The following is a 12,385-nucleotide window of genomic DNA, read 5'->3' on the forward strand; positions in this document are numbered from 1 at the left end:
AGTACCTACGAGGAGCACCTGTGACCCAGACCAGCGAGAACGTCACCTGGCTGACCCAGGAGGCGTACAACCAGCTCAGGGCCGAGCTGGAGCACCTGTCTGGTCCTGCGCGCACGGAGATCGCAGCCAAGATCGCGGCCGCGCGCGAGGAGGGCGATCTGCGTGAGAACGGCGGGTACCACGCGGCCAAGGAGGAGCAGGGCAAGATGGAGCTCCGGGTGCGCCAGCTGACCCAGCTCCTGGAGAACGCCAAGGTGGGCGAGGCTCCGTCGGCCGGTGGTGCGGTCGCGCCCGGCATGGTCGTGACCATCGCCTTCGACGGCGACGAGGACGACACGCTCACGTTCCTGCTCGCCTCGCGCGAATACGCGAGCTCCGACATCGAGACGTACTCCCCGCAGTCCCCGCTGGGCTCCGGTGTGAACGGCAAGAAGATCGGCGAGGACGCCCAGTACGAGCTGCCGAACGGCAAGCTCGCCTCGGTGAAGGTCCTCGAAGCCAAGCCGTACGCCGCGTAACCCCGTCCGGCGCGTCGTCCTGGCGAGAGCCCCCGGTGCCTGGGCACCGGGGGCTTCGCCGTGCCTGCGCGCCGGGGGCTTCCCCCGTGGCTGCTCAGCCGGTCCTGTTCAGCCGGCCTATTCAGCGGTGCCTGCTCAGCCGTCCGCCTTGCGGTACTTGCGCACCGCCAGGGTCCGGAAGAGGACGACGATCAGCACGGACCAGATCACCGAGGCCCAGACGGGATGCTGCATGGGCCAGGCGCCGGACTCCACGACACCCGGGTTGCCGAACAGCACGCGGCACGCCTGCACCGTGGCACTGAACGGGTTCCACTCGGCGATGTGCCGCAGCCAGGGAGTCATCTGGCTGGAGTCCACGAAGGCGTTCGAGATGAACGTGACCGGGAACAGCCAGATGATCCCGCCCGAGGTCGCCGCCTCGGGGGTGCGCACGGACAGACCGATCAGGGCTCCGATCCAGGTGAACGCGTACCCCAGGAGGAGCAGCAGACCGAAGGCGCCCATGACCCGGGCGGCGTTGGTCGGCTCCGCTGAACCGGTGCGCCAGCCCACGAGCAGCGCGACGATCGCGAGGACGAGCAGGGTGATGGCCGTCTGTACGAGGTCGGCGACGGTGCGGCCGGTCAGTACCGCGCCGCGGGCCATCGGCAGGGAGCGGAAGCGGTCGACGAGCCCCTTCTGCATGTCGTCCGCGATGCCGGCGGCCGAGCCCGCCGTGGCGAACGTGACCGTCTGCGCGAAGATGCCCGCCATCAGGAAGTTCTTGTAGACGTCCGGGTCGGTGGTGCTCCCGATCTGCATCGAGCCGCCGAAGACGTACGTGAACATGACCACGAACATCACCGGCTGGATGATGCCGAACAGGATCATCTCGGGGATCCGGGTCATGCGGATCAGGTTGCGCTTGGCGACGACCATGGAGTCCCGGACGGACTGCCCGAGGGAGCCTCCCGGGGCCACGGTCCGCACGGGATCGGTGACGGCGCTCACTTGGCGGCCTCCTTCTTGCGCTTGGATCCCTTGGACCCCTTGAGTCCCTTGGTGTCGGTGCTCTCGCCGTTCTCCGCGTCCTTCTGCTCGGCGAGGTGGCCCGTCAGGGACAGGAAGACGTCGTCGAGGGTGGGGCGGCGCAGACCGATGTCGTCGATCTCGATGCCGCGGGCGTCCAGCTCGCGGATGACCTCCGCGAGGAGCTTCGCTCCGCCGGAGACGGGCACGGTGAGCCGGCGGGTGTGGTCCTCGACGGTGGTCTCGCCCTTGCCGAAGCCCCGCAGGACCTCGGCGGCGGTCGCGATGTGCTCGCGCTCGTGCACCACGACCTCCACCCGCTCGCCGCCGGTACGGGCCTTGAGCTGGTCGGAGGTGCCGCGGGCGATGACCTTGCCGTGGTCGACGACGCAGATGTCGTGCGCGAGGTGGTCGGCCTCTTCGAGGTACTGGGTGGTGAGCAGCAGCGTCGTACCGCCCGAGACCAGCTGTTTGATGACCTCCCACAGCTGCTGGCGGTTGCGCGGGTCGAGGCCGGTCGTCGGCTCGTCCATGAACATGACCGGCGGCGAGACGACGAGCGCCGCCGCGAGGTCGAGCCGGCGGCGCATACCTCCGGAGTACGTCTTCGCCGTCCGGTCGGCGGCCTCGGTGAGGTTGAACTGCTCCAGCAGCTCGACCGCGCGGACCTTCGCCTGCTTCGCCCGCATCTGGTAGAGCTGGCCGACCATGTGGAGGTTCTCGCGGCCCGTCAGATACTCGTCGACCGCGGCGAACTGGCCGGACAGACCGATCGAGCGCCGTACCTCGTTCGGGTGCTTGAGCACGTCGATGCCCGCGACCGTCGCCCTGCCGCTGTCGGGCCGCAGCAGGGTGGTGAGGCAGCGGACGGCGGTGGTCTTGCCCGCTCCGTTCGGCCCGAGGAGGCCGAGGACCGTGCCCTCCGGGACATCGAGATCGACGCCGTCCAGAGCCCTTACGTCGCCGAAGGTCTTCACCAGGCCTTCGGCGTAGATGGCGCCTGGCATGTGAGTCTCCCAAGGGTTGGGGATCCTGCGGAAAGTATGAACAAGGCGACTAGTTTCGCCTGTTTTGCCCCATCCGGCGAGCGAATATTTCGCCCGCGCGGACGGCCAAGGCTCGTATGGTCATGGCCCATGCGCTCATGACCCGTGCGGTCATGGTTCGTGCGGTCACGGCCCGTGACGAGAGACACACCATAACGCGATGTATCGCGTTTCCTCAAGTGGTTTTCCGCACTTGCTCGTCCCACCCGGATCCCGTCCGCTCCCGGCCCCGTCCGCACCCGGCCGCGACCCCGGCCGACGACCGTGCTGCTCAGTCGATGACCGTGTAACCCGCTCGCCGCAGCGCCGAGTTCACCTCGGCGCAGTGCTTCGGCCCCTTCGTCTCCAGGTGCAGCTCGACCTCCACCTCCGTGAGCCCGAGCCGTGGATCGGTCCGTACGTGGCTCACATCGAGGACGTTAGCGTCCACCACTGACAACACCCCGAGAAGCGTGGCCAGAGCGCCGGGCCGGTCCGTCAGCCGCAGCGTGACCGCGAGGTAGCGGCCGTTGGCGGCCATGCCGTGCCGCAGGATGCGCTGCATCAGCAGCGGATCGACGTTCCCGCCGGACAGCACCGCGACGACCGGGCCCTCGAAGGCGTCCGGCTCGCTCATGATCGCCGCGACCGGGCTCGCGCCGGCGGGCTCGACGACCAGCTTGGCCCGCTCAAGGCACAGCAGCAGCGCACTCGACAGCGCGTCCTCGGAGACCGTACGGACCTCGTCCACCAGATCGCCGATGATCCCGAACGGCACGTCCCCGGGGCGCCCGACCTTGATCCCGTCGGCCATCGTCGCCGGGTTCTCGACCGACAGCGGACGCCCGGCCGCCAACGAGGGCGGGTACGCGGCGGCGCCCGCCGCCTGCACGCCCACGATCCGCACGTCCGGCCGCAGCGCCTTCACCGCGACCGCGATGCCCGCGGCGAGACCGCCACCGCCGATCCCCACGACGATCGTGCGCACCTCGGGGCACTGCTCCAGGATCTCCAGGCCCACCGTGCCCTGCCCGGCGATGATGTCGGGGTGGTCGAAGGGGTGGATGAACACGGCGCCCGTCTCGGCCGCGTACTCCTGCGCGGCGGCCAGCGTCTCGTCGACCACCGTGCCGTGCGTGCGCACCTCGGCGCCGTAGTGCTTGGTCGCCGCGACCTTCGGCAGCGGGGCGCCCGAGGGCATGAACACCGTGGAGCGCACACCGAGCAGCGAGGAGGCCAGGGCGACGCCCTGCGCGTGGTTGCCGGCACTGGCCGCGACCACTCCGGCGGCCCGTTCCTCGGGAAGGAGCCCGGCGATCCGCACGTACGCGCCGCGCAGTTTGAACGAACCGGTGCGCTGGAGGTTCTCGCACTTGAAGTGGACCGGCGCTCCCACCAGCCCGGACAGGTGCCTGCTGCCCTCCATGGCGGTCATCCGTGCCACGCCCGAGAGCATCTTCTGGGCTCCGCGCACATCGTCGAGGGTCACCAGCGGCAAGGAGTCAGCCGTGCGATAGCTCATGACCGTCAGTCTCGCAGTTCATACCGCGCCACATCGGACGTGACCAACGTCCGAGACCGGGTTTCCTCAGCGCCGGTACGGCCCGCCCCCCGTCCGCGTACTCTGTCCCCCAACCCAGCCCCACGCATGAATAGAGCCCCCGGCCATGCCCACAACACCTGAAATGTCGATGGACATGACGACCGTCGGTGACACCGGTCTTCTCGAAACGCTGCAGCACGAGGTCGCGGTGTTCGCCCGCCGTGCCGAACAGACCCGGCTCGGCGGAGTCGGGCAGGTGCGCAACTCGATGGACCGCGCCGCGTACCTGCTGCTCAACCGCCTCGACAAGGAAGGTCCGATGGGCGTCAAGGCGCTCGCCGCGAGCATGGGCATCGACTCGTCGACGGTCACCCGGCAGGTGGCCCCGCTGGTCGACACCGGCCTCGTCAAGCGCACCTCCCACCCGGAGGACGGGCGTGCAGTGGTGCTCCAGCTGTCGCCGCGCGGACTCTCCCGTCTGGAGGAAGTACGTTCCTCCAGGCGCCAGTTGATGGCGGAACTGACCCAGGAGTGGTCGCCCGAGGAGCGCGAGGCCTTCTGCACGCTGCTCACCCGCTTCAATGTCGCGCTCTCCACCCGCATGGCCGCGTCGCCGTCCGTAGAGGCACCGGCGACCTCCTGACCGCCCGCACCACGCCCCGCCGCCCACGGGCCGCGCCGACGGAACCGGCCGCACCGTCTCGTACCGCCCTCTTGACCAGGGGCCCGCGCCTGGCCTCATATGAGATCGGGTCCGACGTACGCGGCTGTCCTAGGCGTACGTCTCCAGGGTCCGGTTTCCCACCGTCGGGAGGCGCGGTGCGAGAACGGCAGGCGTTCCGGAACGCCCGCCGTGCCCGGGAGTTCGAGGCGTTCGTCGCGGGCGCGGCAGGGCGGTTGATGCATGCCGCCACGCTGCTCACCGCGGAGCCCCCGGACGACAACCCGCGCGCGCGGCGCCTGCTCACCGCGGCCCTGGCCCACACGTACGCCATCTGGGACCGCCTGCACGGCGAGGACCCGTACGACCGGACCCGGCAGTATCTGGCTGTGCGCTTCGCGCGCGGGGCCTGGCATCAGTACGGCGGCCTCGGCCGGGCGCACCTCCGTGGCCGCCCGCCCCCCGACAGCGCCCTGCGGCACCTCACCCCTCAGGAACGGCTGATCGTCGTGCTGCGCATGTACGAGGGCGTCGCCGAGGAACAGGCCGCCGCGCTGCTGGGGCTGCCCACCGAACGCGTACGGACGATCTGTGCCCGTGCCATGGCCACGTTGCTGCATCCGCCCCGGGAGGCCGCCCCGCCGATCGCGAAAGTGGTGCCTTCATGAGCCCGATCAGCCGCAGGGAGGCCGATGTCCGGCGCATCCTGGAGGAACCGCAGCCGCCCGTACCACGGGATCTCCACACGGAGGCCGTCCGCAGGGGCGGGCGGATACTGCGCCGCCGGACGATCGCCCGGCGGCTGACGTGGCTGGTGCTGCTCGCGGCGACCGTGGCCCTCGTGGTGTGGCTGTCGGTCGCCCAGCCGTGGGTGGAGCCGCCGTCGGAGACGACTCCACCGCTGACCGGCTGGTGAGGCCAAGGGGTTATCCCAGGGCCTGCTTGAGGTCCTCAAGGAGGTCGTCGATGTTCTCGATGCCCACGGAGAGGCGTACGAGGTCGGCGGGGACCTCCAGGAGGGACCCGGCCACGGACGCGTGCGTCATCCGCCCGGGGTGCTCGATCAGGGACTCGACGCCGCCCAGGGACTCCCCCAGGGTGAACACCTTGGCGCGGTTGCAGACCTCGACGGCCGCCTCCTCGCCGCCCTCGACCTGGAAGGAGACCATGCCGCCGAACGACTTCATCTGCTTGGCGGCGGTCTCGTGACCGGGGTGCTCCGGAAGGCCCGGGTACAGGACACGCGTCACGCGCGCGTGCCGGGTGAGCATCTCGGCGACCTTGGTGGCGTTCTCGCTGTGCCGGTCCATCCGGACGGCGAGCGTCTTGATGCCGCGCAGCACCAGCCAGGCGTCCATGGGGCCGGCCACGGCGCCCATCGCGTTCTGGTGGTAGGCGAGCTCCTCGCCCAGTTCCTGGTCGGCGACCACGAGGGCGCCGCCGACGACGTCGGAGTGGCCGCCCATGTACTTGGTCAGCGAGTGCACGACGACGTCCGCGCCGAGCGCGAGCGGCTGCTGGAGGTAAGGGCTGGCGAAGGTGTTGTCGACGACCAGCTTGGCGCCGGCCTCGCGCGCGACGTGCGAGAGCGCGGCGATGTCGGTGATGCCGAGGAGCGGGTTGGAGGGGGTCTCCACCCAGACGACCTTGGTCTTGGGGGTGATGGCGGCCCGTACGGCCGCGGGGTCGCTGGTGTCGGCGACCGACCACTCCACCCCCCACCGCGAGACGACCTTCGCGAAGAGACGGAACGTACCGCCGTACGCGTCATTGGGGATGACCACGTGGTCGCCGGGACTGAGCAGCGTACGCAACAGGCAGTCCTCGGCCGCCAGCCCGGACGCGAACGCGAGCCCTCGGCGGCCGCCCTCCAGGGCCGCGAGGTTCTCCTCCAGGGCGGTCCTGGTCGGGTTGGCGCTGCGGCTGTACTCGTAGCCGCCGCGCAGACCTCCGACGCCGTCCTGCTTGTAGGTCGAGACCTGGTAGATCGGCGGGACGACCGCGCCGGTGAGGGGATCGGCGGTGTTGCCCGCGTGGATCGCCACGGTTTCGAAGTGCTGACTGATGTGCCTGTCGCTCATGGGCTCCGAGGGTAGTGCGCCCGCGGGAATTGTGCCGACGGACGTCCGTCCCCCGAGGTTTTCCACAGGAGTCGCCGCCCTGGTTGGCCAATTGTCGGACGCGTCTGGTTCGCTTGTGGCATGGAAATTCTCTGGGTCCTGATGGCGCTGCTCATGATCGGGTTCGCCGTCGGGCCGATCATGATGCGCAGGCGTGCCGGTATCCAGCAGGTCGCCCCCGGCGACCCGGACGCCGCCGACCCGGCGAACTACGGCTTCCTGCGCCAGGAGGAGCTGGACATCCGCATGCCCGGCCCCGACCAGGATCTCCTTGAGGTCCTCGACCTGGTGCAGCGCAGCCAGGACTACCGCGCGGCGTCACAGCTCCTCGCGGGTACGGAGGCGGAGGGCGAGCGGCGCTGGCAGCGCGTGCAGGCCTTCGCGGGCGCCGCGTCGCTGGAGCTGCAGCAGCGCCCCGGCGGTGTGAGCGACACCCCCGGCGGGCAGTGGCTGCGGGTGTGGCGGACCGAGCAGCCCAAGGACGCGGGCGGCGCGGCGGTGCACGCGGAGTTCCTGGTGCAGCAGGCGTGGCGTACGTCGTCACCGGGGACGGACGAGTTCCGGATCATCATGGAGGAGGCGCGGTCGGCCTGCGGTGACGCGGCGCTGCTGGCTCCCGGCGACCCGATCCCGTACATCATCGAGCTCTCCGTGGCGCGTGGACTCGCCTACTCGCAGCCGGAGTTCGAGAAGCTCTGGCTGAAGATCCTGGACCGGGCGCCCGCGCACATGGGGGCGCATCTGGCGGCGCTGCACTACTGGTGCGAGAAGTGGCACGGCTCGCGGGAGACGGCGTACTCGTTCGCGGAGGCCGCCGCCGCGCGCGCTCCCAGGGGTTCCCTGCTCGCCGCGATGCCGCTGTTCGCGGTCTTCGAGCACCTGCCCGAGGTGAATCTCGTCAGCGGCTTCTACCAGAGCGAGGTCGTGACCAAGGCGGTCCACGGTGCGCTCTTCGCGGTCCACTCGGCCCGCGCGGACGACCCGATGCTGGCGCACGTCCGCCATCTGCTGATCTTCTTCCTGGTCCGCGGCGAGCGCTGGACCGAGTCGATGAACCAGCTGGTGCACGTCGACGGCCACGTGGGCGCCCTGCCCTGGACCCTGACGCCCGACCCGGCGGCGGACTACGCGGTGTACCGGGCCCTGTCTGTGGCGGGGTACGAGGCGAACGGCGGGAGCCCGGCGACGCTGCCGCACTGAGCGGGGGCCCGACGGTCCGGGCGGGCGCCTGACGGTCCCGGCGGCGGCCGATGGCCGGTGCCGGTGCCGGGCCGCCTCGGAATGCCGGATGGACCTACGACGTTCCTCCGCCGGATGCCATCGCGGACATCGCCGCCGCTGCCGCTGCCGCTGCCGCGGTCGCTGTCGCTGTCGCTGTCGCTGTCGCTGTCGCTGTCGCTGTCGCTGTCGCCCCATCGTCGAGGAGGGCCCGTGTTCCCGCACAGCCGTAGCCCGAAGCTGCCCACCGCCGAGCAGGCGCTGCAGGGCCGCTCCGAGCGGATGTACTCCGTGCCCGAGCGGCACACCGTGCTCGGCGGCCCGCTGCTCGGCCCGTACCCCGAGGGCCTGGAGATCGCCGACTTCGGTATGGGCTGCTTCTGGGGCGCGGAGCGCACGTTCTGGCGGCTCCCGGCGGGGATCTTCACCACTCTGGTCGGCTACCAGGGCGGCTTCACCGAGCACCCGGCGTACGAGGAGGTCTGCTCGGGCCTGACGGGCCACACCGAGGTGGTCCGTGTGGTGTACGACCCGGCCGTGATCCCGTACGAGAGCCTGCTGAAGGTCTTCTGGGAGTCCCACGATCCCACCCAGGGCTTCCGCCAGGGCAACGACGTGGGCACGCAGTACCGCTCCACGGTCTACACCCACACCCCGGCCCAGGCCGTCACGGCGGAAGCCTCCCGCACGGCGTACCAGAAGGTCCTCACGTACTCGGGCCACCGCACGATCACCACGGAGATCCTGCCCGCGGAGGGCCGCCCCTTCTATCCGGCGGAGGGCCACCACCAGCAGTACCTGTCGGGCAGCAAGAACCCGGACGGGTACTGCGGACTGGGCGGGACGGGGGTCGAACTGGGCGACCCGTTCGAGACGAACTGGGGAACGTCCTGCCCGACGGGTATCGCCCCGGCGCCCGGGACCGCGGAGCGGTAGCCGACGGCCCTGATCCGGTCGGCTGCCTTGTGCGTGACGGTTGCGTGGCGGTCGCCTACTCCAAGCGGCCGTCGGTGCCGACGAGGGACTCGCACGCGTCGCAGAGCGTCAGCTCTATCAGCCGGGTCTCGCGCAGTCTCCCGGCGGCGCCGCAGCACTCGCAGACGTGCGCGCTGGCGGCCGTGAACTCAGTTACCAGTTCGTCGAGCCTGTACGTCTCCTCGGACGTCCAGTTCCAGCCGCGCTTCCGTGCCCGCGGAAACGCCTGGAAGGCCAGAACAGCCCACTTCTGCTTGACGGCCACAAGCTCGTACTCAGGAAACTCCGCGACGACCGCCTCATGGCACCGCAGCACCAGCGACCACCACCCCGGCCCCACGTCGAATGAGAAACAGGGGTCCTTCAAGTGCTTCCTGAGCGGCTCCAGCACATCAGCAGACACCTCCATGGGACGACCGCTCATCTCCCTGATCCCTTCATGCCGATCGCGTATACCCGTCCGGGACACACCGCAGTGAGGGCCCGTCGCCTGCTGACGCATCGCAGTCTCCGAGGCGATTCGCAAGCTGCCGAGAACGCCCCTGTGGCTCACCGGTCGAGTCAGGCACCACGGTCGGCAGCGATCGTGCGCACAGCCCGTGAGCACGCCGCCCACCGTGCCCCGTTTCTGGTCCGCACCACCTTGACCGGCGGCTCCGGACACGGATGGCCGTGCCATGTGCACCGCGCCTCCCGAAAGGACACGCTCCGGGGGTCCAGCCCTTCGGGAAAGTCCGGCCATTCGTCAACCGACGTCATGCCGTGAGGCTAGTCGTGACCGGCGCGCCCGACGGCGGTTTCGCGCGGGCACCGCTGGACGTGCACGGGCAACTCGTCAGCACCGTCCGGGAACGGGCTGACGGAGACGGCGACCAAGCGGAACTCGCCCCCCGCTCCGCCCAGTTCGGAGTACGGCTCCCAATCGAGCGTGTACTCGCCCCGCAACACGCACGTGTTCCGCTCGTAGGTGCCCTCGGCCCACAACAGTGTGCCCGCGAGTTCACGCCCCTGATGGATCCTGAAGTCCCGATCCCGAGTCGGCCCTCGGCCGGGGCCAGGTGGCTTCCACAGGGACGCGTCGTTGGTCAGCATGATGGCCAGACCGTTCTGGTCCGTCCGGCGGCAGAAGTGCTCCAGCCTCGCTATGTCCCGAACGAAGTTCAGACGAGCGAGGTCTGTGGCGGCATGCCCCTTCAAGACGTAGTCCTCGGCCGGAGTGCCCGCCGTGCCCGTCCATCCGCGGGTGAAGTACTTGAACTCGATCGCGGTACGGGCCGACGGGCCGATGCACAGGAGATCCAGGTATGCGCTTCTGTCCGACAGCCTCTGCGGCACCTCAAGCCGGGAGTGCACGTCTGGGGTCAGCTCCCACAGGGCCCGGGCGAAACTGTGCTGAAGGTCGGCCTCGGAGTGGAAGACCGGTCTGTGTCGCCTCAGTTGTTCGATGACGTCGCCGAGTGAGGTCCGTCCCGCGACAGTTGGGCCGTCGGCCATCGGTGCCATGTTCACCGTGCCATTGAAGTGGTTCCTCAACGGAAGTCTCAAGGCACGTCGCCGCAAGGTCCGTTCGGGTACCACAGGCCATGTCGCATAGCGCCCGTTGCGAAGCAGCTCAGTGAACGGCGGTCGAAAACCAGTAGCAGTCCGGTCGCGGCCGGCCCCACTCTGTACGGCATGGAAGAACCGCACCGCCGGATCCGTGCGGTCCACTCGGAATCCACGATCACCGTCTACCAGGCGTACACCCCCGGTATCGGCCTGCCCGCCGCCCGCGAGGGCCGCTTTCCCGCCGCCTGGAAGCGTGACCGCATGACGTGGATCAAGCCGTCCTTCATGTGGATGATGTACCGCTGCGGCTGGGGCACGAAAGCGGGGCAGGAGACCGTCCTCGCCGTCGAGATCACCCGTGACGGGTTCGAGTGGGCACTGCGCCACTCCTGTCTGTCGAGCTACGTGCGCGGGGTGCACCCCGATCGCGCCACCTGGCAGCGTCAGCTCAAGCGGGCGCCTGCGCGTATCCAGTGGGACCCCGAACGGGATCTGCACCTGAACCCCTTGCCGTACCGCTCCCTTCAGCTCGGTCTCTCCGGTGAGGCCGTGCGCCGCTACGCCGACGAGTGGACGGTCGCCATCCATGACGTGACCCCACTCGCCCGTGAGATCCACGCACTCGTCAGCGGCGGAGACCTCGACTCGGCGGCCCGGCTGCTGCCTCAGGAGCGTCCCTACCCCGCGGCGGCCGACCTGCGCACGGAAGGCGCATCCGGCGGGCCGCCGGCTGTCAAGCCTTTCAGGCTCGTCTGAAAAGGGCAGCGGGCTCGTCCTCGGCGTATCACGATTCCCTGCATGCTGATTCGTCGAACATTGCGGATGATCGTCGTGCTCGCTCTGGCCCTCGCCGGTGCGATCGGGGGTGGTGCGGGGGCGGCGCAGGCCGAGGGGAGCGGGTCGTCGCACGATCGGCAGTTGTTGTTCTACAACCATTCCTACGGCGTCCTCGACCGGGAGACCGCCGACGCCATCGAACACTCCGACTACCTGCGGGACTTCGCCGACTTCGAGGTCCGCACCACGACCGGTACCGGCGGCCAGACCTGGACCGGCCGCTACCTGTACGGCCGCGAGACGTACCTCGAACTGTTCGGGGTCGGTGACCTCGCCGGCCAGGACGGCACCCTCGGCTCCGCCGGTCTGGGCCTCTCGACCGAGCAGGCGGGCGACCTGGCGACGGTCACCGAGCGGCTGAAGGACGAGGGGGTCGCCGATCCCATCGAGTTCCTCCAGACCCGGGACTTCGGTGACGGGGTGCCCGTGCCGTGGTTCGACGCCATCCTCACCGCCACCGAGTACGACGCCTTCGGAGCCTGGGCGATGGAGTACCGGCCGGAGTACTTCGCCGATCCTCGCAGCAGGACCGAGCCGGCGAGTTCTCCCGGTGACGTCGGCCGGGAACGCTACCTTCCCGACGGCTACCGCTCCCACCTGATGCGTGACGTGACCTCCGTCCACCTCGCGGTCACCGAGGGCGACCTCGCCGACACCGTGCCGCTGCTGCGGGCCGGCGGGTTCGGCGTCCGGACCGTGACGGGCGGTGGCGTCGTCGCGGAGCGTGGCGGCACCACCCTCCGGTTCACCGCCGTCCCGCGCGAACAGGCGGGGTTGCGGCAGGTCGAGATGTCGCTCAACCGGCCGGTGCGGGACCGGCACGTGGAGCGGATCGGTCATTCGGCCCTCACCGTCGGCCCCGGCAGCCGTGCCGTGTGGACGTTCCCCGACAACGGCACCCGGTGACAACGACATCCGCTAGGTGACCC

14 protein-coding genes are annotated in these 12,385 nt (G+C 69.9%); 8 read left to right on the forward strand and 6 right to left on the reverse strand.

Annotated elements, in window-relative coordinates:
* Positions 1–20: 20 nt before the first annotated feature.
* Entirely contained in the window at positions 21–518 is a 498-nt protein-coding gene (gene greA / locus OHS59_RS17290; RefSeq protein ID WP_189769428.1) for a transcription elongation factor GreA, read from the forward strand.
* 135 nt (positions 519–653) lie between these two features.
* Here the strand turns inward: greA and OHS59_RS17295 are convergent, their stop codons facing one another.
* The 3 genes from OHS59_RS17295 to ilvA form a co-directional block, all read right to left on the reverse strand.
* Positions 654–1,511, reverse strand: a complete 858-nt coding sequence (locus tag OHS59_RS17295; RefSeq protein WP_443061456.1) for an ABC transporter permease — start codon at positions 1,509–1,511, stop codon at positions 654–656.
* A complete protein-coding gene (locus OHS59_RS17300) occupies positions 1,508–2,536 on the reverse strand; it encodes an ATP-binding cassette domain-containing protein (protein WP_328494298.1) in 1,029 nt (342 codons plus the stop codon). The genes OHS59_RS17295 and OHS59_RS17300 overlap by 4 nt, the downstream gene beginning before the upstream one ends.
* A gap of 310 nt (positions 2,537–2,846) precedes the next feature.
* Positions 2,847–4,076 (reverse strand): threonine ammonia-lyase, encoded by a 1,230-nt coding sequence (gene ilvA, locus OHS59_RS17305; protein WP_328494299.1) that lies wholly within the window; start codon positions 4,074–4,076, stop codon positions 2,847–2,849.
* Positions 4,077–4,239: 163 nt separating this feature from the next.
* Between ilvA and OHS59_RS17310 the strand changes: the two genes are divergently transcribed.
* The 3 genes from OHS59_RS17310 (at position 4,240) to OHS59_RS17320 (ending at position 5,674) form a co-directional block, all read left to right on the forward strand.
* Positions 4,240–4,740: a MarR family winged helix-turn-helix transcriptional regulator gene (locus OHS59_RS17310; protein ID WP_328499242.1), complete on the forward strand. Its 501-nt coding sequence runs from the start codon at positions 4,240–4,242 to the stop codon at positions 4,738–4,740.
* A gap of 176 nt (positions 4,741–4,916) precedes the next feature.
* Positions 4,917–5,426 carry a sigma factor-like helix-turn-helix DNA-binding protein gene (locus OHS59_RS17315; protein ID WP_328494300.1) on the forward strand — a complete coding sequence of 170 codons (510 nt, stop codon included), beginning with the start codon at positions 4,917–4,919 and terminating at the stop codon, positions 5,424–5,426.
* Positions 5,423–5,674, forward strand: a complete 252-nt coding sequence (locus tag OHS59_RS17320; protein WP_328494301.1) for a hypothetical protein — start codon at positions 5,423–5,425, stop codon at positions 5,672–5,674. The genes OHS59_RS17315 and OHS59_RS17320 overlap by 4 nt, the downstream gene beginning before the upstream one ends.
* A gap of 10 nt (positions 5,675–5,684) precedes the next feature.
* Here the strand turns inward: OHS59_RS17320 and OHS59_RS17325 are convergent, their stop codons facing one another.
* A complete protein-coding gene (locus OHS59_RS17325) occupies positions 5,685–6,839 on the reverse strand; it encodes a cystathionine gamma-synthase (RefSeq protein WP_328494302.1) in 1,155 nt (384 codons plus the stop codon).
* Between the two features lie 120 nt (positions 6,840–6,959).
* Here OHS59_RS17325 and OHS59_RS17330 point away from each other — a divergent pair, with 120 nt between their 5' ends.
* A complete protein-coding gene (locus OHS59_RS17330) occupies positions 6,960–8,078 on the forward strand; it encodes a hypothetical protein (RefSeq protein ID WP_328494303.1) in 1,119 nt (372 codons plus the stop codon).
* Positions 8,079–8,309: 231 nt separating this feature from the next.
* Complete coding sequence (msrA, locus tag OHS59_RS17335; RefSeq protein ID WP_328499243.1) at positions 8,310–9,032, forward strand: peptide-methionine (S)-S-oxide reductase MsrA; 723 nt, start codon at positions 8,310–8,312, stop codon at positions 9,030–9,032.
* Positions 9,033–9,087: 55 nt separating this feature from the next.
* On the opposite strand, the gene OHS59_RS17340 is transcribed toward msrA, so the two are convergent.
* Positions 9,088–9,495, reverse strand: coding sequence for a hypothetical protein (locus OHS59_RS17340; protein WP_328494304.1), 408 nt, complete (start codon positions 9,493–9,495; stop codon positions 9,088–9,090).
* A gap of 344 nt (positions 9,496–9,839) precedes the next feature.
* Positions 9,840–10,574, reverse strand: coding sequence for a hypothetical protein (locus OHS59_RS17345; protein WP_328499244.1), 735 nt, complete (start codon positions 10,572–10,574; stop codon positions 9,840–9,842).
* Between the two features lie 171 nt (positions 10,575–10,745).
* Here OHS59_RS17345 and OHS59_RS17350 point away from each other — a divergent pair, with 171 nt between their 5' ends.
* Together OHS59_RS17350 and OHS59_RS17355 are read left to right on the forward strand one after the other, a co-directional pair.
* Entirely contained in the window at positions 10,746–11,375 is a 630-nt protein-coding gene (locus OHS59_RS17350; RefSeq protein ID WP_328494305.1) for a DUF4291 domain-containing protein, read from the forward strand.
* Positions 11,376–11,441: 66 nt separating this feature from the next.
* Positions 11,442–12,362 carry a DUF5829 family protein gene (locus tag OHS59_RS17355; RefSeq protein ID WP_328499245.1) on the forward strand — a complete coding sequence of 307 codons (921 nt, stop codon included), beginning with the start codon at positions 11,442–11,444 and terminating at the stop codon, positions 12,360–12,362.
* Positions 12,363–12,385 lie beyond the last annotated feature (23 nt).

The sequence above is a fragment of the Streptomyces sp. NBC_00414 genome (assembly GCF_036038375.1).
Classification (GTDB): Bacteria; Actinomycetota; Actinomycetes; order Streptomycetales; family Streptomycetaceae; genus Streptomyces.

What these genes read in the sequence shown, in the direction of transcription:
- OHS59_RS17300 (WP_328494298.1), bottom strand. Translation starts at nt 2,536, where the DNA reads ATGCCAGGCGCCATCTACGCCGAAGGCCTGGTGAAGACCTTCGGCGAC.
- ilvA (WP_328494299.1), bottom strand. Translation starts at nt 4,076, where the DNA reads ATGAGCTATCGCACGGCTGACTCCTTGCCGCTGGTGACCCTCGACGAT.
- OHS59_RS17310 (WP_328499242.1), top strand. Translation starts at nt 4,240, where the DNA reads ATGTCGATGGACATGACGACCGTCGGTGACACCGGTCTTCTCGAAACG.
- OHS59_RS17320 (WP_328494301.1), top strand. Translation starts at nt 5,423, where the DNA reads ATGAGCCCGATCAGCCGCAGGGAGGCCGATGTCCGGCGCATCCTGGAG.
- OHS59_RS17325 (WP_328494302.1), bottom strand. Translation starts at nt 6,839, where the DNA reads ATGAGCGACAGGCACATCAGTCAGCACTTCGAAACCGTGGCGATCCAC.
- OHS59_RS17330 (WP_328494303.1), top strand. Translation starts at nt 6,960, where the DNA reads ATGGAAATTCTCTGGGTCCTGATGGCGCTGCTCATGATCGGGTTCGCC.
- OHS59_RS17340 (WP_328494304.1), bottom strand. Translation starts at nt 9,495, where the DNA reads ATGAGCGGTCGTCCCATGGAGGTGTCTGCTGATGTGCTGGAGCCGCTC.
- OHS59_RS17345 (WP_328499244.1), bottom strand. Translation starts at nt 10,574, where the DNA reads ATGGCACCGATGGCCGACGGCCCAACTGTCGCGGGACGGACCTCACTC.
- OHS59_RS17350 (WP_328494305.1), top strand. Translation starts at nt 10,746, where the DNA reads ATGGAAGAACCGCACCGCCGGATCCGTGCGGTCCACTCGGAATCCACG.
- OHS59_RS17355 (WP_328499245.1), top strand. Translation starts at nt 11,442, where the DNA reads ATGATCGTCGTGCTCGCTCTGGCCCTCGCCGGTGCGATCGGGGGTGGT.